General features: G+C 65.4%; 20 protein-coding genes. 7 read left to right on the plus strand and 13 right to left on the minus strand.

What is annotated here, in order from left to right:
* The first annotated feature begins 318 nt into the window (after nt 1-318).
* Nucleotides 319-1437: a cobalamin-independent methionine synthase II family protein gene (locus ACQR1E_RS10915; protein ID WP_315712900.1), complete on the plus strand. Its 1119-nt coding sequence runs from the start codon at nt 319-321 to the stop codon at nt 1435-1437.
* A gap of 42 nt (nt 1438-1479) precedes the next feature.
* On the opposite strand, the gene ACQR1E_RS10920 is transcribed toward ACQR1E_RS10915, so the two are convergent.
* The 4 genes from ACQR1E_RS10920 to ACQR1E_RS10935 form a co-directional block, all read right to left on the minus strand.
* Nucleotides 1480-2610, minus strand: coding sequence for an acyltransferase family protein (locus ACQR1E_RS10920; protein WP_316187624.1), 1131 nt, complete (start codon nt 2608-2610; stop codon nt 1480-1482).
* An 85-nt stretch (nt 2611-2695) separates the two neighbouring features.
* Nucleotides 2696-3388, minus strand: a complete 693-nt coding sequence (locus tag ACQR1E_RS10925) for an SGNH/GDSL hydrolase family protein (protein ID WP_316191402.1) — start codon at nt 3386-3388, stop codon at nt 2696-2698.
* A gap of 57 nt (nt 3389-3445) precedes the next feature.
* Nucleotides 3446-3823 (minus strand): DUF2147 domain-containing protein, encoded by a 378-nt coding sequence (locus ACQR1E_RS10930; protein WP_315712895.1) that lies wholly within the window; start codon nt 3821-3823, stop codon nt 3446-3448.
* 183 nt (nt 3824-4006) lie between these two features.
* Nucleotides 4007-5674, minus strand: coding sequence for a caspase family protein (locus tag ACQR1E_RS10935; protein WP_434897023.1), 1668 nt, complete (start codon nt 5672-5674; stop codon nt 4007-4009).
* 155 nt (nt 5675-5829) lie between these two features.
* Here ACQR1E_RS10935 and ACQR1E_RS10940 point away from each other — a divergent pair, with 155 nt between their 5' ends.
* The 3 genes from ACQR1E_RS10940 (at nt 5830) to ahcY (ending at nt 9976) form a co-directional block, all read left to right on the plus strand.
* Nucleotides 5830-7179 carry a hypothetical protein gene (locus tag ACQR1E_RS10940; RefSeq protein WP_315712892.1) on the plus strand — a complete coding sequence of 450 codons (1350 nt, stop codon included), beginning with the start codon at nt 5830-5832 and terminating at the stop codon, nt 7177-7179.
* Between the two features lie 57 nt (nt 7180-7236).
* Complete coding sequence (gene metK / locus ACQR1E_RS10945) at nt 7237-8433, plus strand: methionine adenosyltransferase (protein WP_315712890.1); 1197 nt, start codon at nt 7237-7239, stop codon at nt 8431-8433.
* Nucleotides 8434-8554: 121 nt separating this feature from the next.
* Entirely contained in the window at nt 8555-9976 is a 1422-nt protein-coding gene (gene ahcY / locus ACQR1E_RS10950) for an adenosylhomocysteinase (RefSeq protein ID WP_315712889.1), read from the plus strand.
* A 281-nt stretch (nt 9977-10257) separates the two neighbouring features.
* On the opposite strand, the gene ACQR1E_RS10955 is transcribed toward ahcY, so the two are convergent.
* The 5 genes from ACQR1E_RS10955 to ACQR1E_RS10975 all read right to left on the minus strand — a co-directional run bounded on the left by ACQR1E_RS10955 (nt 10258) and on the right by ACQR1E_RS10975 (nt 15731).
* Nucleotides 10258-11298, minus strand: a complete 1041-nt coding sequence (locus tag ACQR1E_RS10955) for a hypothetical protein (RefSeq protein ID WP_434897024.1) — start codon at nt 11296-11298, stop codon at nt 10258-10260.
* Between the two features lie 172 nt (nt 11299-11470).
* A complete protein-coding gene (locus ACQR1E_RS10960; protein WP_434897025.1) occupies nt 11471-12079 on the minus strand; it encodes a cytochrome b/b6 domain-containing protein in 609 nt (202 codons plus the stop codon).
* A gap of 47 nt (nt 12080-12126) precedes the next feature.
* Nucleotides 12127-12405 carry a PepSY domain-containing protein gene (locus tag ACQR1E_RS10965; RefSeq protein ID WP_315753602.1) on the minus strand — a complete coding sequence of 93 codons (279 nt, stop codon included), beginning with the start codon at nt 12403-12405 and terminating at the stop codon, nt 12127-12129.
* Nucleotides 12406-12672: 267 nt separating this feature from the next.
* Nucleotides 12673-15171, minus strand: a complete 2499-nt coding sequence (locus tag ACQR1E_RS10970) for a TonB-dependent receptor (RefSeq protein ID WP_434897026.1) — start codon at nt 15169-15171, stop codon at nt 12673-12675.
* Between the two features lie 179 nt (nt 15172-15350).
* The gene (locus ACQR1E_RS10975) at nt 15351-15731 is read right to left on the minus strand and encodes a DUF2946 family protein (RefSeq protein WP_316187621.1); all 381 of its coding nucleotides are present in this window, start codon (nt 15729-15731) and stop codon (nt 15351-15353) included.
* Nucleotides 15732-16197: 466 nt separating this feature from the next.
* Here ACQR1E_RS10975 and ACQR1E_RS10980 point away from each other — a divergent pair, with 466 nt between their 5' ends.
* Nucleotides 16198-16689 (plus strand): AAA family ATPase, encoded by a 492-nt coding sequence (locus ACQR1E_RS10980; protein WP_315753608.1) that lies wholly within the window; start codon nt 16198-16200, stop codon nt 16687-16689.
* 111 nt (nt 16690-16800) lie between these two features.
* Here ACQR1E_RS10980 and ACQR1E_RS10985 read toward each other — a convergent pair whose 3' ends face one another.
* Both ACQR1E_RS10985 and ACQR1E_RS10990 read right to left on the minus strand, forming a co-directional pair.
* The gene (locus ACQR1E_RS10985) at nt 16801-17055 is read right to left on the minus strand and encodes a hypothetical protein (RefSeq protein WP_315825097.1); all 255 of its coding nucleotides are present in this window, start codon (nt 17053-17055) and stop codon (nt 16801-16803) included.
* 92 nt (nt 17056-17147) lie between these two features.
* Nucleotides 17148-18833 (minus strand): methyl-accepting chemotaxis protein, encoded by a 1686-nt coding sequence (locus tag ACQR1E_RS10990; RefSeq protein WP_315712876.1) that lies wholly within the window; start codon nt 18831-18833, stop codon nt 17148-17150.
* 494 nt (nt 18834-19327) lie between these two features.
* Between ACQR1E_RS10990 and ACQR1E_RS10995 the strand changes: the two genes are divergently transcribed.
* Complete coding sequence (locus ACQR1E_RS10995; protein ID WP_434841812.1) at nt 19328-20296, plus strand: AraC family transcriptional regulator; 969 nt, start codon at nt 19328-19330, stop codon at nt 20294-20296.
* A 118-nt stretch (nt 20297-20414) separates the two neighbouring features.
* On the opposite strand, the gene ACQR1E_RS11000 is transcribed toward ACQR1E_RS10995, so the two are convergent.
* Nucleotides 20415-21146: an alanyl-tRNA editing protein gene (locus ACQR1E_RS11000; RefSeq protein ID WP_434897027.1), complete on the minus strand. Its 732-nt coding sequence runs from the start codon at nt 21144-21146 to the stop codon at nt 20415-20417.
* 175 nt (nt 21147-21321) lie between these two features.
* Nucleotides 21322-22047: a hypothetical protein gene (locus ACQR1E_RS11005; protein ID WP_316225656.1), complete on the minus strand. Its 726-nt coding sequence runs from the start codon at nt 22045-22047 to the stop codon at nt 21322-21324.
* A gap of 60 nt (nt 22048-22107) precedes the next feature.
* Here ACQR1E_RS11005 and ACQR1E_RS11010 point away from each other — a divergent pair, with 60 nt between their 5' ends.
* Nucleotides 22108-23658: a flavin-containing monooxygenase gene (locus ACQR1E_RS11010; RefSeq protein WP_434897028.1), complete on the plus strand. Its 1551-nt coding sequence runs from the start codon at nt 22108-22110 to the stop codon at nt 23656-23658.
* Nucleotides 23659-23686 lie beyond the last annotated feature (28 nt).

Consider the following 23686-nt stretch of genomic DNA (forward strand, 5'->3'; position numbering starts at 1 on the left):
GTATGCAGGATCCGGTCGTTACAGCAGGAAGGCTGGCCAGCGCCGTTGTCGCGATGGCACTTCACCTGGAGGCGGATTTGATGGGTTCACCTCAGGATGCCCCATTGAACGAGGTCAGGGTAGGTCAGCCCATTGCACGGGCCATGGATTGCGCCATGCCTCTCCACGATCTCTCCTCGATAGAATTGTATACCGACCGGATACGGGGTAGGGGATGGACCCAGTCCATCACGCTTTGCCCAGGTAACCAGCCAGGACAGATCGCAGCCGGTCCAACAACCCTATCCAACGAATCGACGCCTTCCAAGGAGTGAGCACATGCAACGCACCAAGCCCCCATTCCGCGCCGACGAAGTCGGCAGCCTCTTGCGGCCGCAGAAGATCAAGGAAGCCCGCGCCAAGCTCGAGAAGGGCGAGATCTCGGCCGACGATCTCCGAAAGATCGAGGACATGGAGATTGAGAAGGTCGTGCATCGCCAGGCCTCGACCGGTCTCAAGCTCGCCACCGACGGAGAGTTCCGTCGCTCCTGGTGGCACTTCGACTTTCTCGCCAAGCTGACCGGATGCGAGCTGTTTCACCCGGACACCGGCATCCAGTTTACCGGCGTGCAGACCCGTCATGACGCGGTGCGCGTGATCGGCAAGCTCGACTTCCCGGATAGTCATCCGATGCTCGACCACTTCCGCTTCCTCAAGAAGCACGCCGACACCGCGCATGTCACGGCGAAGATGACGATCCCGTCACCGGCGGTGCTGCACTTCCGTGGCGGCCGCAAGTCGATCTCCAAGGACGTCTATCCCGATCTCGACGCCTTCTACGAGGATCTCGGCAAGACCTATCGCAAGGCCGTGAAGGCCTTCTACGACGCCGGCTGCCGCTACCTGCAGTTCGACGATACGGTCTGGGCTTATCTGTGCTCGCAGGACGAGCTCAAGAAGGCGCGCGAGCGCGGCGACAATCCCGACGGTCTGCAGCAGATCTATTCGCGCATCATCAACTACGCGATCGCCGAGCGGCCCGCCGACATGACGATCACCACGCATGTCTGCCGCGGCAATTTCCGTTCGACCTGGATTTCCTCGGGCGGCTACGAGCCGGTCGCCGAGACCATGCTCGCCAATACCAATTACGACGGCTATTTCCTGGAGTATGACAGCGAGCGCGCCGGCGGCTTCGAGCCGCTGCGCTTCCTGCCCAAGGGCAACAAGGTCGTCGTCGTCGGTCTCGTGACCTCGAAGGTCGGCGAGCTCGAGAAGAAGGACGACATCAAGCGCCGCCTGGAAGAGGCCTCGAAGTTCGCCCCGCTCGACCAGCTCGCGCTGTCGCCGCAATGCGGCTTCGCCTCGACCGAGGAAGGCAACATCCTCTCCGAGGAAGAGCAGTGGGCCAAGCTGCGCCTCTGCGTCGAGCTTGCCGAGGAGATCTGGGGGAAGTAAGCGCGCCGTGAACACTGCACGCCTCGACATGGGGCGTGCTGATCAGTGATGCGGAAGCGGGGCCGGAGCAATCCGCTCCGCTTCTTTTTTGCGCAGCAGCGCGCGGCGGATCAGCCGCTGTGCCGGGGCCTCGAACCCGGAATAGGTGAGATACGCCGCGGTCAAGGTCAGCCCCATGAAGCCGACCCAGAACGAGGGGCTGCCGTAGGGGATCGCTCGTCCAAGCGCGCCGAAAGCCAGCGCGATCGTGAGCTGGATCGGGAAGTGCAACAGGTAGCACGAATAAGTCATGTTGCCGGCGGCCTGCAGCAGGACTTCGGTGCGCCGCGGCAGCGTGATGGGCGTCGCGCAGACGAACAAGAGGATGGGTGTATAAACGAGCAGGAGCGCTGCGGAGCGCTCGGCAAGCTCAACGCCGGAGAGCCAGAGGGCCGGCGGAATTGTAACGACGGCGCACGCGGCGAACGCTTCCAGCCGCGCGCGGTACGGGGCATCGGCGACGCTCTGCCGCACCATGGCGGCCAGTCCGCCGGCATAGAAGAACACGAAACACTTGCCGACCAGTGTCCCGCTCGCGATGCCGGCCAGGATCATCGCCAGGTTCAACAGCGGTGATGTGGTGACGAAACGCAGCGCCAGGAAGAAGGCCGCATAGACCAGAACCTCGATCGAGACCGACCAGATCGGGCCGTTGAAGCTGACCCCGGTCGGCGGCAGCCAGTCGCTCGCCATGAAAAGCTGGGTGACGAAATGAGCGAGATCGTTGCTCTGGTAGACGAAGAAGACGCCGTGCTGCGCGGCATAGAGGGCCTGCAGCCCCGCGACCAGCAGCAGCGTTGCGAGATGCAGCGGATAGAGCCGCGACACCCGGTTGACGAAGAAGGTCCAGCCATCGACCGTGCCATCCGGGATGATCGCGCTGTACTTCCAGAAGAAGATGAAGCCCGAGATGCACCAGAAGATCACCACGCCGTATTCGCCGAGCTCATAGAACGGAAACAGGACATTGTAGAACGGCAGCTCGCTGCGGACGAGATCGACAGGGGCATCGGCGATGTAGGCGAAGTGCGGGTAGTGCCACAGCAGCACCGAGATCGTGGCGAGGAAACGCAGCAGCTCCAGTCCGAGCAGCTTGTGAGTCCCAGGCGATGTCGATGTGTGAAGCGGGGCCATGCGGTGATCGTTAACCGTCTCGACGGGATGTGCGCCCCCATCCTAGCCGGCGCGAAGTGAAGGATTGTTTTCGCAGCCTGCGGGATCAGCGGCAGGCGAGCTCGGTTCCCTGCAGGATCGCCTGGTCCCAGGACCGATAGCCCATGGCATTCAGGTGGATGCCTTCGAGCGTGAACGGCGATTCCATCGGCGGCAGGGGCAGGAAGGTCGCGCCGGTGCGCCTCGCGAGGTCCGGCAGCATGGCGCGATAGCCGGTGATGTTCGCCATGGCGGCCTTCTCCATGGCCGGCGTGAATGGCCCGCGCGCCTCGACGGAGGGAAACTCGGTGACGAAGATGCGCGTGGTGAGGTTTGATAGCTCGCGCAGCAGGGCCTCGTAGCGCCCGGCGAAGGCCTCGCCGGAGTCGGACTTGGCGGTCAGCGCATCGTTCACGCCGAGGGAGACGATGATCGCGAACGGCCGTTTCGGGCCGAGTGCGGGCTTGAGCCAGCCGGCCAGGTCGCTGCGCGTCCCGGCGCCGGCGAGACCGGCGTTGACGATCGGATGTCCGCAGGCGCTGGCCGGCAGCGTCGCCGCCTCGACGATGCTGTCGCCGAGCACGACGATCGGGTCATCGGAGCGCGCCATCAGGTTGTAGTGGACGATGAGCTGGCGAACCGTGCGGTGGTCGCTGCCCGACGGCGTCGCGGAGCGGCGCGCCAGCACGAACGTCGCGGCTGCTGCGGCAATCACCGCAAACAGCACGAATCCCAGCCGCGCCTGCGTCTTTGCTGCCATATGGACGATCGATGCCTTGATGCGACCCGACCGTAGTCTGAATTCGCAAACGGAGCTCTAATTCGCCCGCGTCCAGGTCGAGGAACGGCAGATGACGCCGCCAAAGGCGCAACCGGCGGTCGTCAGGGTGCCGCCGGTGAGCGTCATCTTGGCATCATAGGTCTTGCCGTCATCGGGATTGCTGTAGCTGCCGGCCCAGGCATTGGGGCCGGTCGGCTTCATCCCGGAGAACAGCCGCTGTCCGACCTTGGCGGGAGTGTCGGTGCCTTCCTTGATCCAGACCAGCGTGCCGCAGACGGCGCCGCCGCAGGGCGCGAATTTGACCTTGGAGGCGCCGCTTTCGCGCAGCCAGACGCCGGTGACATCGTCGGCGAGCGCCGGGCCTGCGGCCAGCACGACTGACAGACCAAGTCCAACAACGAAACGACCGATCATGCGAGCCTCCCTGATCCTTCGAGACGAGCTTGTTGCCGGCGGATCGTGTCGGCGATTGGGCGGGCCGACGGCGATACGCTTCGTCTCCATTGTGCGGCAGCATATCAGGATTCGGGCATGCTGCACCTGACTCCCCGAGGGCCGTGACGGTCGGGCTGGAGCAGCGCCTGCCCAGCCGCAGGTCTATCTCGCCGCCAGATAGACCTCACCGAGCAGCGAGGAGTTCGACCACGGCACCTGCTTGTTCTTGGTGCCGGCCACGACCTCGGCGCGAACGCGCGTCAGCATCTGCTGCACCTCGAGACCGGGCGTGCCGATGTGGCGGGTCAGCGCCGCCGAGAACGGGCTGTTGTCGCCGTCGCCGTCGAGCGCGACCTTGCCCGGCGCCGTCGCGAACGCGATCAGCGTGCCGGCCCCGGACGTTGCGCCGGTACCGAGCGAGGTTGGTGCGGCGAGCCCGCTGGCGCTGAGACCCCGGCCGGGGCCGGCGCCTGCCGTCTCCGGCGGGGCGAACGGATTGTTGCGGCAGGCATCGAGGATCAGGATGTTGGTGCGGACCTGGTCGTCGAGCCCGGCCAGGATCTGGTCCATGTCGACCATCGCCGTGACCACGTCGCTGCCTGCAGACGGCGCAATGTCGGTGGGGACGAGATAGTTGCGGCCGTCGATCTGCACGCCGTGGCCGGCATAGAACACCACGGCGACCTGCGCCCGCGCCGCCTCGCGCAGGAAGTCGCGCGTCTTCGCCTGCATCGCCGCGCGGTCGAGATCGATGCCCTCCGTCACCGTGAAGCCGATGTCGCGCAGGCTCCTGGCGATGGCTCGCGCGTCGCGCGGCGGATTGGGCAGCGGCTGCACGTGCGTGTAGGCGCCGTTGCCGATGACCAGCGCCATGCGCTGCCCGGTCGGCACCGCTGCGGCCGAGGAGGGGGCCGGGGATTCCGGCCGCTGCTGGGGGCGCGCCGCCGGCTCCGACAGCAGCGACAGCCGCACCCTGGCGGTGGCCTGGCTGGCCTTGCTGCCGGCATCGGATGCGGTGGGCTTCAGCGCCGCGGCGTAATCCGCCTTGGCCGCATCGAACTCGCCCTTGGCCTCATAGGCCAGCGCGCGATGCACGTGGGCTGAGATGACGACGCTGCCCGGCGGTGTCATCACGTTGGCCGGCGGATTCTGCGCCAGCCGGACCGCCTCGGAGGCGTCGGCAACGGCGCGGTCGAGATGGCCCTTGGCGCGCCAGATCACGCTGCGGTTGATCAGCGGCGAGGCCAGCGCCGGATCGAGCCGGATCGCCTCGTTGATGTCGCCGAGCGCGCCGTCGAGGTCGCCGGTCGCTTCCTTGGAGATGCCGCGATTCTGCCAGGACAGCGCGGATTTCGGCGTCAGCCTGATCGCCTGGTCATAGTCGGCAATCGCCCTGGCGTAGTCGCCGGTGCCGCGATAGGCGTTGCCGCGGTTGTGGAAGAGCGTGCCGCTCGGCGCGCCGATCTTGATGGCGTCGTTGAAGTCGGCGATCGCGATCTCGTACTCGCCCTTGTCGTAATAGGCCGAGCCGCGCAGATTGTAGATCGCCTGCGCCGGCTGCAGCCGCAGCGCCTCGGTGGCATCGGCGATGACGTGGGTGTAGTCGCCCTTCTTGTTCCAGCCGACCGCGCGCCAGAAATAGATCGTGGCGAGCTGGCTGCCGGAGAACACCTTCAGCGCGATGATCTTGGTGCAGGCGGCGATCATCTGGTCGGCCGGCGTCGTCTCGGTGGTACAGAGGGGGCCAAGCTGGGACTTCGACTGGGCGAGGCCGGGAGACGCCCAGAGGGCAGCCAGCAGCGGTATCAGCAGCAGGAGGGAGCGGCGCATCGGCACGGACCGTGGGGGACGAGAGGCGGGAACCTATCCGGTTTGTTGCGTCCGGAAGGTTCCGGGTTCAGGCTCTTTCCAATGGTGGGCAGATGGTGCTAGGAGGTTGGGCCAAGGGCGCGTTGCCCACTCCTGTTTCCCACCCGTCGAGCCGAATGAAGAACGACCAGCTGCTCGCCCAGATCACGGAGTTCTGCCGCCAGTCGGACATGGCGGAATCGACGTTCGGCCGGCGCGCCGTGAACGACGGCAAGCTCGTGCAGCGGCTGCGCGAGGGCAAGCGCATCACCATCGACACGCTGGATCGCATCCAGGCCTATATCGCGGCCTCGACTGGCACGCTGCCGCCGCCGCGGCTCGACGTCGTGCCCGAAAAGCGCGATCCCAAGAGCAATTTCCGCTTCTTCGAGAACCGTCAGAAATACCTGCTGTTCGTGCACACCTGCAGCGAGAAGCGGGTGGTGGCCGAGCGCGTCGGTCTCGAACTCGCCAGCATCCATCCGCGGCCGCCGGCGCTGCGGCTGTTCGACGCCGGCGTCGGCGACGGCACCGTGCTGTCGAAGGTCCTGCGCACCATGCACGGCCGTTTTCCACACATTCCGTTCTATGTGGCCGGCAAGGAGCTGAGCCTCGAGGATGTCAGGCTGACACTGGAGAAGGTCCCGGACCGGCTGTTCGAGCATCCGGCCAGCGTGTTCGTGTTCACCAACATGAACTATGCCGAGGCGCCCTGGCTGACGCCGGCGTCGCCTTCGGTAGCCGCCTCGATGATCTGGCACGAGGTCGTGCTGCAGGGCGATTCGTCCGGGGATTTCGAGGCCCAGATCACGGCGCTGAAGCCGTTTCTGGAGCAGAACTGGCGCGCCAACGTCTCCCCGCGCACCGGCATGCCGGTCTATGAGCGGCCGATCGCCTTGGTGCTGTATCGCGAGGATCACCGCTTCCTGCTCGACGGCATCATCCCGCGGGCCGGTCGGGTCGAGGCCAATTTCGACCTGATCATCGCCTCGCAGCCCTACCGGGCCCGGTCCTCGGTCAATTTCCGCGCCAAGCGCATCATCGCACCGCTGGCGCGGGCGCTGAAGCCGGGCGGCCGGCTGATCGGAATCCACTCCCACGGCCAGGATCCGGGCCTGGACATCATCCAGGCGGTCTGGCCGGGAGAAAATCCTTTCTCGGTCAGCCGCCATGAGCTATTGCGCGCCGTGAAATACGAGCTCGGCTCCAGTGGGCGGGACTTAAATTTTAACGCCTATGCGGACAATCGCTCGATTTTCAGGTATGAGATGGAGGCTCTGCCCAACGAGGTCACCGGTGCGATCGGAACCTCGACGGCCTTTGCAGCCTGGAACGCGGCGGTGTATGTCGCGCAGATCGAGGAAGACCGCCTGACCGAGGTGGCCCACTCGTCCCGCGCGCTCGACGCCGCCAGAGAGGTTCTGCGAAAGCACAACGGGCTGTGGTTCTACGATGAATCCTACGTCATCTCGCGGCGTCGCGACTGACATTCCTTAGGGATCAATACAAACGACCGCCGTGGGCGGCGAAGAAGGGGTTGCTTGATGCGCGCGTCATATCTGTTCACCTCGGAGTCGGTGTCCGAAGGCCACCCGGACAAGGTCTGCGACCGTATTTCCGACGAGATCGTCGACCTGTTCTACCGTGAAGGGCCGAAGGCCGGCATCGACCCCTGGCAGATCCGCGCCGCCTGCGAGACGCTCGCCACCACCAACAAGGTCGTGATCGCCGGTGAGACCCGCGGCCCGGCTTCGGTCACCAACGAGCACATCGAGCACGTCGTCCGCGAGGCCATCAAGGACATCGGCTACGAGCAGGAAGGTTTTCACTGGAAGACCTGCGATATCGAGATCCTGCTGCATCCGCAGTCGGCCGACATCGCCCAGGGCGTCGACGCGCTGCAGCCCGGCGAAGTCAAGGAAGAGGGCGCCGGCGACCAGGGCATCATGTTCGGTTACGCGACCAATGAAACGCCGGATTTGATGCCGGCGCCGATCTTCTATGCCCACAAGATCCTGCGGCTGATCTCGGAAGCCCGCCACGCCGGTGTCGAGAAGGTGCTCGGTCCGGATTCCAAGAGCCAGGTCACCGTGCAGTATGAGAACGGCAAGCCGGTCGGCGTGCGCGAGATCGTGGTGTCGCACCAGCATCTGGTCGAGGACATGACTTCGGCGCAGGTCCGCGAGCGCGTCGAGCCCTATGTGCGCAAGGCGCTGCCGGAAGGCTGGATCACGCCGAAGACGATCTGGCACATCAACCCGACCGGCAAGTTCTACATCGGCGGTCCCGATGGCGACGCTGGTCTGACCGGCCGCAAGATCATCGTCGATACCTATGGCGGTGCTGCCCCGCATGGCGGCGGCGCGTTCTCCGGCAAGGATCCGACCAAGGTCGACCGCTCCGCCGCCTATGCCGCGCGCTACGTCGCAAAGAACATCGTCGCCGCTGGTCTCGCCGACCGCTGCACCCTGCAGCTCGCCTATGCGATCGGCGTGGCGCGGCCGCTGTCGATCTATATCGACACCCACGGCACCGGCAAGGTGCCGGAGGAGGTGCTCGAGAAGGCGGCCGCTCAGGCGATGGACCTGACCCCGCGCGGCATTCGCACCCACCTCGACCTCAATCGCCCGATCTATGCGCGCACCTCGTCCTACGGCCATTTCGGCCGTACGCCGGACAATGAGGGCGGCTTCTCCTGGGAGAAGACCGACCTCGTCGAGGCGCTCAAGCGTGCGGTGTAGCTCTTAGTGCCGTCATTCCGGGGCCGCGCGACAGCGCTGAACCCGGAATCTCGAAGTGATGGATTCCGGGTTCGCGCTGACGCGCGCCCGGAATGACGCCTTTTACAGACAGGAACCCCACATGACCGCCAAGCCAGGTTTCAACGACTACATCGTCAAGGACATTTCGCTCGCCGAGTTCGGACGCAAGGAGATATCGCTCGCTGAGACCGAGATGCCCGGCCTGATGGCGACGCGCGAGGAGTATGGCCCGAAGCAGCCGCTGAAGGGCGCGCGCATCGCAGGCTCGCTGCACATGACCATCCAGACCGCGGTGCTGATCGAGACGCTGAAGGCGCTCGGCGCCGACATCCGCTGGGTCTCCTGCAACATCTATTCGACCCAGGACCACGCGGCGGCCGCGATCGCCGCCGCCGGAATTCCGGTGTTCGCCGTCAAGGGCGAGACGCTTGTCGACTATTGGGACTACACCGCCAAGCTGTTCGACTGGCACGGCGGCGGCCATCCCAACATGATCCTCGATGACGGTGGCGACGCCACCATGTATGTCCATCTCGGCCTGCGCGCCGAGAACGGCGACACGGCGTTCCTCGACAAGCCGGCGTCCGAGGAAGAGGAGGTGTTCTTCGCGCTGCTGAAGAAGCAGCTCAAGGAGAAGCCGAAGGGCTACTTCGCCGAGATCGCCAAGTCGATCAAGGGCGTCTCGGAAGAGACCACCACGGGCGTGCACCGCCTGTACGACATGCAGAAGGCCGGCACGCTGCTGTGGCCCGCGATCAACGTCAACGACAGCGTCACCAAGTCGAAGTTCGACAACCTCTATGGCTGCCGCGAGTCGCTGGTCGACGGCATCCGCCGCGGTACCGACGTGATGATGTCGGGCAAGGTCGCGATGGTCGCCGGCTTCGGCGACGTCGGCAAGGGCTCGGCCGCCTCGCTGCGCCAGGCCGGCTGCCGCGTCATGGTGTCCGAGATCGACCCGATCTGTGCGCTGCAGGCGGCAATGGAGGGCTATGAGGTGGTGACGATGGAGGACGCCGCGCCGCGCGCCGACATCTTCGTGACCGCCACCGGCAACAAGGACATCATCACCATCGAGCACATGCGCGCGATGAAGGATCGCGCCATCGTCTGCAACATCGGCCACTTCGACAACGAGATCCAGGTCGCCTCGCTGAAGAACCTGAAGTGGACCAACATCAAGCCGCAGGTCGACGAGATCACCTTCCCTGACGGCAAGCGCATGATCCTGCTGTCCGAAGGCCGCCTCGTGAACCTCGGCAATGCGATGGGCCACCCGTCCTTCGTGATGTCGGCGTCCTTCACCAACCAGACCTTGGCCCAGATCGAGCTCTACGCCAACAACAAGGACGGCAAGTACAAGAAGGAAGTCTACGTGCTGCCGAAGTCGCTGGACGAGAAGGTGGCGATGCTGCATCTCGCCAAGATCGGCGTGAATCTCACCAAGCTGCGCCCCGACCAGGCCTCCTACATCGGCGTCAAGCCGGAAGGCCCGTTCAAGTCGGACCACTACCGCTACTGATATCCGGCGCACCGCGCGGCGAAACGACGAAGGCCGGGGCATTGCCCCGGCCTTTTGCTTGCTTTGGCGTAGTTGTGAGTTGAATCTGCGCCTGCCTCCGATCGGCATTGCGAGCCACCTTGTCCCCGCGGGTGCGCGGCCCGATGACAAGCTCCGCGAAGCAATCCAGAGTCGTGGACGGGACTCTGGATTGCTTCGTCGCTTTGCTCCTCGCAAGGACGGAGATCGCGGCGCGCTCTATGAAATCAGCGGAACGCCGCGACCTGCGGTGAACGTGACAATCAGCTCGTTCGCCGCGAGGCCAGCGCCGACGCGCGGATCGCCTTCGTACGCTTCGCCGCATTATGCTCAGGCCGTGCCGCGATCCGCTTGTGCTTCTTCGTCTCCGCCGCTGCCACCTTCACGGCCGGCGCGCGATGCTTGGCATATTCCTCGCCGTCGACCGGGCCGACATGCGGCGGGTCGTGATCGAGATAGGGCCGGCCGATGCCGAACGTCTTGCCGTTGGCATCGACCCATTTCCACAGCGCCTCGGTCGCCACCCAGCGCTGTGCGCGCGTCGCGCCGTTGACGCTGACGATGTCGGCCGCGAGTCCGTGGCCGTAGCCGCCGCGCAGGCTGCCGCCGTGATAGGAGCGGTTGCTGGCGGCCTTCAGGCCGCTCGCGATCTCCTGCCGGTAGTCGTCGCGGAAGCCGCTGGTGATGCCGGGCGCGAGCCCTGCGGCCTCGGCGGCATGCAAGGTGTGAAACAGCTTCAGCTTGAAGCCGCGGTCCATGCCGCCGATCACATACTCCATCATGCTGCGGCCGACGCGCTCGGCCGCCTTCGGATCCTTCCAGGTGAAGTCATTGTCGACGAGCTTGGTGAAGCTGCGCGTCACCTTCACCATGCGCCCCTTGCGCTTGACCGTGACGACGCGGCGCTCGGTCTCGCGGATCTTGTCGAGCTTCGGCGCGCGCTCGTACAGCGCCCACAGATAGCGGTCGATGCAGGCATCGATGTTGGGGCACTCGTCGAGGATCTCGATGCGGTCGGCGCTGGCGACAGTGGGCCGGGGCGGTTCGGTCGCCGCGCCGGGCGCGGCCTGTTCGTCCGCCGGCAGGACCGCCGATGGAGTGATCGACGCGGTCGTCAGCGCGGGCTCTGACGGCGGCAACTGTGCTGCTGTTTGCTCCGTCGTCGTGGAGGCTGTGACCTCCACGATGACGGGAGAGGTTGCAGCCTCCGGCTCGGCGGCGTTGGCAGGCCAAGCCATGACGCAGCCTGCGAGGACAACCGATCGGCACAACGCACGTGTGGTGAACTGCTGTGAGCTCATCATCCGGCCTCCCCAAGATCCAAGCCCCTGCCGAGAGGGGCGGTCAGGCATCCGATACCTGAGATTGTTCGGTGCTTGGCTGCAAGGTGCAAGGACACGGCGCGGGTGGTCGGCAGCTTTTGCGGGAACTGTGACTTGTGCGCAACGGTCGACGACTGTGAGTTCCGTGTGTCGCTTATGAGTCGACTCTCGCGCTGGATTGCGGCTCGCGCTGCATTGTTCGCCGCAGCAGCTTGCGCCCCGTCAGCATGGCGCGGGCGAGATTCTCGCGCTGCAGGCGGCTCACCAGCACGACGCCGGCGACATGCAGCACCACCAGCGGGATCAGGAGATATGACGTCACCTCGTGGGTGTCCTCGACCCACCAGATGCCGAAGAAGCGCACGGTCACCTGCATCGCGCCGGTCATCGCGGAGACGATGAGCAGAAGCAGCAGTGCGAGCTGCATCGCCGTGCCCGCGGGATTCAGCCCGAGATAGCGCCCGGTCTTGCCGCGCCGCAGATTCCACAGGTAGGCCGGCGTCGCGCGCAGCCGGAGCTTGAGACTGCGGAAGCGCGAATGGCGGGTACCGATGATGCCCCAGATCAGGCGAAAGGCGAGCAAGCCGAGGATCGCGTAGCCCGCGATCCGGTGCAGGCCGTCATGGACGTTCGGCGTCACCCAGGCGATGAGCACCAGCACGACCAGCATCCAGTGCCACAGCCGCAGCGGCAGGTCCCAGACCTGCACGGTGTCGGCGGTGTCCTGGCGTTTCAGGCTGGCTCGGGGGGCTGTGCCGTGCATGGCTCTCACGTCACGTCGTCCAGCACGCTGGGCGACGCTTGCGCCAACTACTTGGCGATCGTGTGCTTCAGGCTGATATCCTCCGGGCTGTAGAACAGCTCGTGGAGCTTGCCGCCCTTGACGCCGTAGACCTCGTAGCAGGAGCCTTCGACCTTCGAGCGGCGCACCTCGTAGCCCGCTTCCTTGGCCTTGGCTTCCGCCTCGGCGGCCGGCTTCCACTGGGCCTTGTCGAGCTTGGTGCAGTCCTTGTAGCCGTCGGCCAGAGCCGGCGAGATGGCGAAGCCGGCGAGTGCGGCACCGATCACCGCCGCGATGGTCAGTCTCATCAATCCCTCCAATGAGCAAATTCAAATACGATGCATCGTGGGATCAGTGGAGACGGCAACCGCCCCGATGTGTCAACGGAGCGGCGGCTGGAATCGCTCTTAGAGCTTTTCCAAGTTCGTGAGAGCGGCGATTTTGGCCGAGAATCGCAGACGGCGTGATGCGCGACGTTACGTCTCGCTCGTGCCGCTCGTCGCGACGCCGTGTCGTCTGGCGCCCGCTCTCGCCCTGTCCCGCTGGCGGGACAGGGCGAGATGCGAATGCCGGCGTCAGAATTCCAGGTTCGCACCCAGATAGAACGAACGTCCGGGGCCGGGAACGGCGGTGCCCCACATCGTCGCGGTGCCCGATACGCCGCCGCCGGTGGCAGCGACGGTGCCGGCCTCCTTGTTGAACGACATCGATGCGCCCTCGCCGATATAGGCGCCGCCGAGCGGCAGGTAGTAGAGCTTGTTGAACAGGTTCTCGACGCCGAAGCTGATGCGCAGCCTCTGCCAGGTGTAGTTGCTGCGCAGGTTCACCAGGCTGTAGCCCGGGGTCTTGAGCTCGTTGCGCGCGACGGAGACGTCGGACTTGCGGCCTACCATCACCAGCTCGAGGCCGCTGTCCCAGCCGTCGAGCCGGTGCGTGAGCGTCAGCCTGCCGTTGACCGGCATGATGTTGTAGAGACCGCTTCCGGTGTCGAGATTCCGGCCGTTGGTATAGCTCAACACTCCTTTCAGGCCGAAATCGCCGATCGGCGTCCTGCCCAGCGGCACTTTGCCGGACAGATCGAAGCCGTACAGCCGTGCCTGCTGGTTCATGTATTTCATGATCACGAACTGGTTGGCGACGGCAGGCACGGCGGCGGTGTTGGTGGCGGCCTTCCACTGCACCGCATCGATGTAGTCGCGTACATGGGTGTAGTAGGGCGTGAGCCGGATCTCGGCCTCATGGTCGGCGCTGTGCCAGGCGCCGGTGAAGCTCACGGTATGGGCGACCTCGGGTCTCAGATTGGGGTTTCCGAGATAGCCGTTGCCGTCGCCGACGAAGTTGTTCATCTCCAGCGCCATGGTGTTGCGCGACCAGGAATAACGCTCGTAGAGATTCGGCGAGCGGGTCTTCTGCATCGCGCCGAACTCGAAGGTGAGATGGGCGCTCGGCGTGTTCCGGAACAGCGCCGTCAGATCGACATTGTTGTCCTTTCGCGAGCGATCCATGGCGTTGAACGCCGCGCGGGAGCCAACAGAGCTCGTCTCGTACATGCCGGACATGAATCCCGATGTCAGCGGCGTGGTGCTGATGTTGTAGCCGACGACCGGTCCGGTGTCGGTCTCGACGCGTTCGAACCGCACGCCCAGCAGCGACAGCCAGGACGGGCTCCACTTCGCCTCCCACTCGCTGAACACGCCGGCCCGGTCGCGCTTGCCGCCGTTGATGTTCCAGAACGTCAGTGGCGCCATGCCGCCGATGCAGTTGCCGACGCCGCAATCGGGGGCCGGCGGCCACCAGTCGTCGAGACGGTAGGTCTGCAGGTCGACGCCGACGCGGACCACGTCGCGGGACGACAGCGTGATGTCGGCCTTGGAGGTCAGGCCGTTGGTCTTGGTGTGCGTATACATCGGCATGCCGTTGACCGGATAGCGCGCACCCGTCGTGTTCGGCGGGCTGAGTGTGCCATACGAGAACAGCCGATCGCCGCCGAAGTCCATGTAGTGATCGACGGACTGGTGATAGAGGCGGGTGTCCAGATCTCCCCAGTCGAACCGGCCGAGATGGTGCAGGTTGAAACTGTAGGCATCGTTGCCCAGCATGTCCATGCGCTGGTTCGGGTAGAGCTGATAGGGGACCTCCTGCACTCCCGCCTTCAGCTCGATGAGCTGGCCGTCCTTGTTCCAGGCGATGCCCATCAGATGATTCCTGGTCTCGTAGGCGGACGAGCCGACCTGATCGAGGGGAAGCACCGGCGTGATCGAACTCCTCAGGGTGAAGTTCTTGAAGTTGCCGCCGGCCGTATAGTTGTCGGCCTTGACCGCAGCGCCGCTGTAGCTGACGCTGTAGTTCTCGGTGGCCATGGTGGCCGACAGGTTGACGCCGCGCACGTTGCCGTTGCTGCGGTAGAACGTGCCGATGCTGCCTTTGGTCAGCAGGCTCTGCCCCGGCGCCGCGAACAGGGCCGCCGGCGAGCTGACGGCGACGGTGCCGCCGATCGAGTCGCCGCCGACGCTCACGGGCGTGATGCCCGCCCAGACCTTGGCCGCGGCGACCTGGGCCGGATCGATATAGGACAGCGCCGGGTTCATGTGATTGGGACACGAGGCGATGGTGTCCATGCCGTCGACCTTGATGCGCAGGCGGTCGTCGGCGAGGCCATGGATCGCCGGCAGGCTGGAGACCCCTCCGGCCGAATAGAGGCTGACTCCGGGGACATCCGCAAACAGCGCAGCCGTGTCGTTCGTGGTGGCCCGCTTCGCCAGGATGTCATCCGGTGCAACCGAAGTGGCGCCGGGAGGCGCGCCGACGCCGTCGGATGAGGCCGCCTGCGGCGGTGGCGCGCTGGCCGGATTGGTCGCCGCATGTGCGCCCCTGCGGCGGACTGCCGTTCGGGCGGCCGGCCGGGGCTTCGGGACAGCGACCGTCACCTGCGGCAGCGTGGCGGCGGAGCGAGCCTGCGATGGGTCCTGCGCGAGCACGGGACTCGAAAGGGCGAATGCCAGCAGCGCCGGCGATGTGAGCACGGTGGTTGAGCGGAGCAACCGCTGCCGGACGGGTGTCGAACAATGGTCCATGAGGGGATCTCGGAATAGGAATGGGAGAGGCGCCCGGCTGCGAGCGCGCCGTGGCCTCGTGAACATGTCGCGACGAGGCGGCTCCGGGCACGGCTGCGGCGACCGCCGGACGGCAGCCCACAGCGCGCGCGGACGAGACCGGCCGCATCGTGACGGGATGAGATGTCTGGAGTATCGGCCTAGAGGGCCGCCGGTGGTCCGCGAGCGACCGGCAGTTCGAGCGCAGGCCGAGGCGCCGCAACGAGGTCTGTCCGCTCGATCAGGATCGCCACGACCACCGGCATCGGCCGCGCCACGGCGGGGACGTGCGGGACAGTGACGCCGCGCCCGAGCGCACAGAACGGACAACTCGCGCATTGCTTGGCCGCAGTGCCGATGTCGTCCGACGTTGGATCGTCGGCGGAGCTCTGACAGATGATGGCGACGGCATCGGGGGCCGCAACCGCAGCGCTCATCGCGGAGAGCGCCAGCGCGGACTGGAAGATCAGGGCCCATGCCGCGAACCAGACGAGAGCGCCGCCGAGCCGCGACAGCGCTGCGCGCCGCCGCGCCGAGCGCATGCGCGCCTCACGTCGTCCTGATGCGATGCCTTGTAGTTGACGCCCTTGACGAGCCACCGACTGACGCCCCCGTCCCTCGCAACTATCTACAGGAGCGGACATCCGGTTGGCAATGGACGACACGCGGCCGGCTCGACTCCCGTCGCAGTGGATCAATTCGGCCACAGTGAAGTGACTTCAACTCATTCGCGAGCGGCCGGTGCGACTGAAATGCGCGCGGGCCATTCTTGCGAGTCGAACTCAATCGCGGCGCGGTCTCGCGACGGATGACGGCCGGGCCTGGACGCCGTCAGCGACATCTGTCAAATATATCCTCATGACCTTCCGCATTCGCATCGCAGGCGCTGCCGTCAGCAGCCGAATTACCGACCCGGCCTGATCCGTCGGGCCGGGCGCTTCTGCCTGCGAGAATTGCCTGTGAATGCTCTTGGCGCCCGAAGATGCGCCGTATGCGAGGTCTGTATCCGTGTCTCCCAACCAACCGACGCTGCACCTCGTGTGCGGCAAGATCGCTGCCGGCAAATCGACGCTCACCGCGGAGCTCGGCCATCGCCCGGCCACCGTCGTGGTCGCCGAGGACGACTGGCTGTCGCGGCTCTATCCCGGCGAGCAGAGCAGCCTGGCGGACTACGTGCGCAATTCGTCACGGCTGCGCAGCGTGATGGGGCCGCACGTCGTCGCGTTGTTGCGAGCCGGCGTTTCGGTCGTGCTCGACTTCCCCGCCAACACGCCGGCGAGCCGCGCCTGGATGCGCGGTCTGTTCGAAGCCGCCGGCGTGCCGCACCAGTTGCATCACCTCGACGTCCCCGACGAGGTCTGCAAGGCACGGCTGCGCGCGCGCAACGCAGAAGGCCGCCACGCCTTCACCGTGACCGACGAGGAGTTCGACCTGTTCACTTCATACTTCGTGGCGCCGACCCCGGAGGAAGGATTCGACGTGATCTTGCATCGGCCGTGACCTTGCGGCGGCGACTGGGACTGCTGTCGTCCCGCTGGCTTGTTGGCGGCAATCCTGGCGGTGCGCGTCGCCGCGCAACCTCAGCCGTGCCGCGGCGATCACCGCCTGGTCTCAGAAGATTGCGTCCAGCGCGCTTTCGGCAGCGGAGATGAGCTCGCGCACCTTTGCGCTTTCAGACAGTAGCGCGGCGAATGACGGGGCCGCGCCGATGTGCTGATCCAACTCATCCAAGGCGTTGCGCCACTGCTGCAACTCTTGCTGGAGGCGTTCGGTCTGGGGACGCAGGAGCGCCCGACAAGCCGCCACGGCGTGCTGTTCGACGAATCGCGAGGAATCGGGAGCAGGAAAATGAATGATGTCGGCCACGGTCTTCTCGTCAGCGCCTTCTTGTGAACGCCCGCATTCGATCGCTAATGGGGCGGCGGCCCGCCGGGCTCCGCCGCCCTGGTCGCGCGCAGCTAAGCCGCGGTCCGGGCGGCCAAGGCCTGAGCTTCGGCTGCGGCGCGGGCCATGCTGGACGACATCTCGTTCGTCACCGTGCTCTGCTCTTCCACCGCCGCCGCCGTCGAGGTGACGTATTCGCTGACGCTGTTGATCGCCTGCTTGATCGAGTTGAGCGCCGTCACGACGTCGCCCGAGATGCCGTTAAGGTTCTCGATTTCCTGGGCGATCTTGTCGGTGGCCTGCTTGGCCTGGTTGGCGAGGTTCTTGACCTCGGCGGCGACGACCGCAAAGCCACGCCCGGCTTCGCCGGCGCGGGCGGATTCGATGGTGGCGTTGAGCGCGAGCAGGTTGATCTGCCCGGTGATGTTGTTGATCATCTCGACGATGCCGCTCATCGCCTGCGTGGCTTCGGACAGCCGCTGCGCCTGGCCGTCGGCGGATGCCACCTGACCGACGGCGCCCATCGCCGTCTCGCGGGACTTGGTCATGGCTTCGGAAATCTCCCGCACAGACGCGTTCAACTCCTCGGAGCCTGCTGCGACGGATTCCATCATCGCACGGACGCGCTCGTTGCCTATGCGCACCAGCACCTGCCTGGTGACGTCGGTCGCATACTTCACGACCTTGAACGGCTTGCCGTTGAGATCGAGGATCGGATTGTACGAGGCCTGGATGTAGACCTCCTTGCCGCCCTTGCCGATGCGTTTGTATTCCGCCGCCTGATACTGCCCCCGGTTCAGGTCGGCCCAAAACTCGCGATATGCGGCACCATCGCGCTCCGAAGGCTCCACGAACATGCTATGATGTTTGCCTTTGACCTCGGCCAGGGTGTAGCCGAGCACATGCAGGAAATTGTCATTCGCGGTGATGATCGTGCCGTCCATGTTGAACTCGATCACAGCCTGCGACTTGCCGATCGCATCGATCTGGCCGGCTAGATCCGCGTTCCTGAGCTTCTGCGCGGTGACGTCGGTCGCGAACTTGACCACGCCGAACGGCTTGCCGGCGGTATCGAGCATGGGATTGTAGGTGGCGAGAATCCAGACCTCCTTGCCTCCCTTGCCGATGCGCTTGTATTCGCCGCCTTGATATTCGCCGCGATTGAGGGCCGTCCAGAACTCGCGATACGCCGCGCTGTCGCGCTGTGACGGCTCGACGAACATGCTGTGATGCCGGCCCTGGATCTCGTCGAGCCGATAACCCAGAACGTCGCAAAAGTTCTGGTTCGCCGTCACGACCGTTCCGTCCAGCTTGAACTCGATCACGGCCTGGGCGCGATCGATGGCAGCGATCTTGGAGCCGTCCGCCATGCTGCGCAGCTTTTTCGCGGTAATGTCGGTCGCGAACTTCACCACCTTCACCGGTCGGCGGTTGCCGTCGAGAACCGGATTGTAGGACGCCTCGATCCAGACCTCGCCGCCGCCTTTGGTGATCCGCTTGAATTCTGCGGCCTGGAATTCGCCGCGGTTGAGAGCCGCCCAGAATTCGCGATAGGCCGCGCTGTCCCGCTCGGCCGGCGCCACGAACATGCTGTGATGCTTGCCCTGGATCTCATCCAGCCGGTATCCGAGCGTATCGAGGAAGTTCTTGTTTGCCGTGATGATCGTGCCGTCCATGTTGAACTCGATCACGGCCTGCGAGCGGCTGATCGCGTCGAGCATGGCCTGTGCGTCACCCTTGGCGTGTCTGCGGCCGAACATTCTCTTTCCTCTCTAGGTCTGCTCTGCCGGGGTTTCGGCACATGCACGTCTGTCGATTTCCAGGACCTTGGTTCGCTGGGGCCAAACGCCGCCGCGAGGCCCGACTCTGGTCCAGAGTGAGCGGATCGTAGTCGAATCGAATTATCCAAGTATTTGTCCGATCCCCGACAGATCGGCCGTATGCTGCCGCTCCGATGACCCCGATACCCATCGCATTTGGCCGCTTGGTACGCCGTTGTTCCGAGCGAGCCATTGGACGACCCGGCGCAGACCACGGCCAGCCCCGCGAGGCCGCATTCTGTCCGTAACAATACGGGGTGTTCGGTTATCACCGCGAAAATCGTACGCCCCCTCGCGCCGGGACGTTGTCCGAACCGTGGAACTGAATGAAATTCGTGCTTGCCACGTGCCCTAACGCACGGCCTTGTGCTCACGCGCCTGACGATTGCACAAGGGTTGACCAGGTGGTGATGCCGATCGGGCGGAGGAGCTGTTTGGGTCAAATCTCATATCTCGATCGATATCCGCTGTTTCGCTCGCGTGATCGCGAGTTCGCGCGCGATCGCTTGTTCAGCATCTACGCCGTCGATCGTTTCGACAGCTCCGACTCCAGCTTCGGCATCGAGGCCAATCTTGCGCGGCTCAGCACCGCGGGGCTGGCGTTCTGCTCATATGCGGGCGCGGCGTCGGTGTCGTTTCCGGAATCGACGATCTACAGACAGTTCTTCTCGATCCAGGGCACTGCCGGATACAGGACTGCGCGAGGCCACCAGGCGATCGTCGCCTGGAGTCCCCTGATATCCGGGGATTCAAGACTGGATCTCGAATTTCCTGCCGGCTACTGCCAACTGGTGGTCAGGGTCGAAAGCGCGCCTTTGCACCAGCTGTTGAGAGCCATGCTCGGCGATGACAGAGATACGAATCTGACCTTTGACGAAGGCCCAACCGATCCTGCTGTCATGGCTCTCGTCCGCCAGGACGTTTTCAGGCTTGCCGGTGAGTTGCAGATGTTCGGAGCGGACTACTCGCCGATAGCCATCGCAGAGCTCGAGCGGAGCTTGATGATCCGGCTCCTGCTTGCAAATCGGCACAGCTTTAGCAGCCGCCTGCTGAATGCGCCCCAGCGAGTCAATCGTATGGTTGTCGATACCGTCGAGTCCTATATCGAGGCACATTGGGACGAGCCTCTGGACCTCGAGAAGATCGCCGCGGTCGCGGGGGTCAGCGTCCGGTCGATTTTCCGCGAGTTCTCGGAGTCGGGACGCGGATCACCCGGCCAGTTTGCCAAGCGCGTCCGACTTCAGCGGGCATCTGAACTTCTGCGACGGCCCGATGCCAACACAAGCGTCGTGTCGGTCGCCTTCAAATGCGGCTTTGGCAATCTGGGCCGCTTTGCCAGCGAGTACCGCCAGATGATGGGTGAGTTGCCCTCGGAGACGTTGCGGAACGCAAGGAAGACGTGAGCTTCCATGGGATCACGGACGCGCCTGCGTTACAATCGTATCGGACGTCGAGCGATGATATACGCGTTTGACAATGTGCATTGCGACGCCGGCCGTTTCATCGCGAGCCGCGCGATTCTCAAGCCGTGACGAATCCGATCCTCAACCGCCGGTTCTGCCGGCCCTTGTTGTCGACCTTGAGAATGCGGATGCGCCGCGCCTGCGCCGTCGAGACCAGGTGCGTGCCGCCGCAGGCCTGGCGGTCGAGGCCGTCGATGTCGACGATGCGGATCAGGCCGTCGGCCTGGCGTGGCGGGGCGACCGATTTGGCGCGAAACAGGCCCGCGGTCGCCTGCGCGTCGTCATAGGGCATGTCGAAGGCGCGTACCGGGCGATCGTCCGAGATCGCCGCGTTGACCGCGTCCTCCACCGCGCGCAGCTGCTCCGGCGCCACCTTGGGCAGGTCGAAGTCGACGCTGAACTCGTCGGTCTCGGTCATGCGGACGCCGGTCAGCAGCGCGCCGTCGAACAGGGTGTAGACGGCGCTGTTGACGAGATGCGCCACCGTGTGCTGCTCGCTCATGCGCTGCCGGAACGCCGGATCGACGTGCAGTTCGATCGCCCCGTCCGGGATGGCGTCATCACCGATCAGGTGCCAGATGCCGTCGGCGGTCGGCTCGAACCCGGTGACGACGCGGACGATCCCGTTCCACGCGATCGTGCCGCGGTCCGGCAATTGTCCGCCACCGCCGGGATAGAACGGCGAGCGCGCCACCAGCACCGCGCCGGGGCGCGCGTCGAGCGCGGTGATGTCGAGCTCCAGCACGTCGGGACGATCGACAGCGAAAGGGCGGGGCAGGAAGTCGGTCATGCAGAACGGCTCGCAATCGCATCGCCCGGATGAGCGGAGCGACGTCCGGGTTCATCGAGACGGCGCGTGAGGCCCCGCATATCGCTGCGCTCATGCGGGCCACGAAGCTACGACGATACGCAGCATCGCCGCGCTGCGCAAATGGCCGTTCCTGTCTCGGCCGCAGCGCCGGGTCTCAACGGCATGCGGCCACCGTGAACCACGCCATGCGAAACGCGCCATCGCCCAGGCGCAGGCACACGGTGTCGCCCGGCTGCAACCTTTCGTACAGCGCCTGCGCAACATGTGCATCGGTGGCTCGCGCGAACGGGCCCCACGGCTCGAGCGTCACCTGATGCGTGGCGAGCCGGCTGTGGCCGAGATGCTTGGCGAGCACACGGCTGCGCAGCAGCGCCGGCGCCGAGCGGTCGAGTGCGGTGTTGAACTGGCCAAGCGTCCCGAACGCATAGGCGGCGACGAAGAGAGCGGCGAGCAGCAGCCGCCAGCCGCGGCGGCGGAGCTGGGTTTCGAACCGCGCGGCGACGATGAGGAAAATGATCGCGACCGCGGTCGCGAAGGCTGTCAGCGGCAGCCAGTCGACGAGATTGATGTCCGACAGCGTGCGCGCGGCGAGCGTGCCGGCCGCCACGATGCAACCGGTGCCGAGATTGGCGCCGTAGCCGGAGCCGAGGCCGATGCGGAACCGCCCGGGAAAGCGCAAGGTGAGGATGAGCGCCACCAGCGGGATGACGGTGACGACCGCGATCAGCTGGCCGGCCGGAAAGCTCGGGAAGAGCGACCAGGCTGCGAGCCCGATTGCGAACAGCGAAAAGCCCAGGGCGATGCGCTGCGACGGCGCACCACTGCCGTCCCGGCTGTCGCTGTCGCCGGGCCTGTCGTCGCGCGGGTGGGGAGCGTTCATCACCAGATCCGTATCGAGGGTGTTTCCCGCTGATAGCGGAGGAGGGTTGACCGACGACGAATGCGCCGGCGATTTGACAGCGACGAGCCGGGTTGCGACTGTCCGCAGCCAGAGCAAGAAAGCCGCACCAGGAAACGCCAGGAACACCTCATGTCAACAGAGCATGTCGACGTGCTGATCGTCGGCGCCGGGCTTTCCGGCATCGCCGCCGCCTATCATCTGCAGCACAAGTGCCCGAGCAAGCGCTTCGCGATCCTGGAGGGGCGGGGCGCGATCGGCGGCACATGGGACCTGTTCCGCTATCCCGGCATCCGCTCCGACAGCGACATGTACACGCTCGGCTATTCGTTCAAGCCGTGGACCGATCCGAAGGCGATCGCCGACGGGCCGCAGATCCTGAAATACGTCCAGGACACCGCGACCGATAACGACATCGACCGCCACATCCGGTTCAACCATCGGGTCCGGCGCGCGTCGTGGTCGAGCGCGGACGCACGCTGGACCGTCGAGGCCGAGCGCCGGACGGAGCAGGGCACGGTCGAGACCGTGCGGATGACCTGCGGCTTTCTGTTCATGTGCTCCGGCTACTACCGCTACGAGTCGGGCTATCTGCCGGACTTCAAGGGCATGGCCGATTTCAAGGGCCGCATCGTGCATCCGCAGGCCTGGCCGGAGGATCTCGACTATGCCGGCAAGCGCGTCGTCGTGATCGGCTCCGGCGCGACCGCGGTCACATTGGTGCCGGCGATGGCCAAGTCCGCCGCGCATGTGACGATGCTGCAGCGCTCACCGACCTATGTGGTGTCGCGCCCGGCGCAGGACGCGCTCGCCAACAAGCTGCGCCGGCATCTGCCCGCTGGCCTCGCCTATCACCTGATCCGCTGGCGCAACGTGCTGTTCGGGATGTATTTCTTCCAGCTCAGCCGGCGCAAGCCGCAGCGGGTCAAGCAGCTGATCCTGGGCGGGGTGCGCGCCGCGCTGGGCCCCGATTACGACGTCGCCACCCATTTCACGCCGCGCTACAACCCGTGGGACCAGCGGTTGTGCCTGGTGCCGGATGGCGACCTGTTCAAGACCATTCGCGAGCAGCGCGCCTCGGTGGTGACGGCCGGGATCGAGACCTTCACCGAGCGCGGCTTGCGCCTTACCGACGGCCGCGAAATCGAGGCCGATATCGTGGTCACCGCGACCGGGCTGGTGCTGCAGGTGCTCGGCGGCATCGAGGTCGTCGTGGATGGCCGCACTGTCGATTTCGCCAAGACGCTCAACTACAAGGGCATGATGTATTCCGACGTGCCGAATCTGGCGGCGACGCTCGGCTACACCAACGCGTCGTGGACGCTGAAATGCGACCTCACCTGCGAATATGTCTGCCGGCTCCTGAACTACATGGACCGGCACGGCTATCGCCAATGCGTGCCGCACAATGACGATTCCACCGTTACGCCGCTGCCGTCGCTGAGCTTCAGCTCCGGCTATGTGCAGCGCGCGGTCGCCGACCTGCCGAAACAGGGCTCCAAGCGGCCGTGGCGGCTGTACCAGAACTACGCGCTGGATATCGTCTCGCTGCGCTTCGGCAAGGTCGACGACGGCGTGATGCGGTATTCGTGAGGGCAGGGGGGCACGAGCGGCGCTCGCC

It is taken from the genome of Bradyrhizobium sp. HKCCYLRH1030, assembly GCF_051168395.1.
Lineage (GTDB): Bacteria > Pseudomonadota > Alphaproteobacteria > Rhizobiales > Xanthobacteraceae > Bradyrhizobium.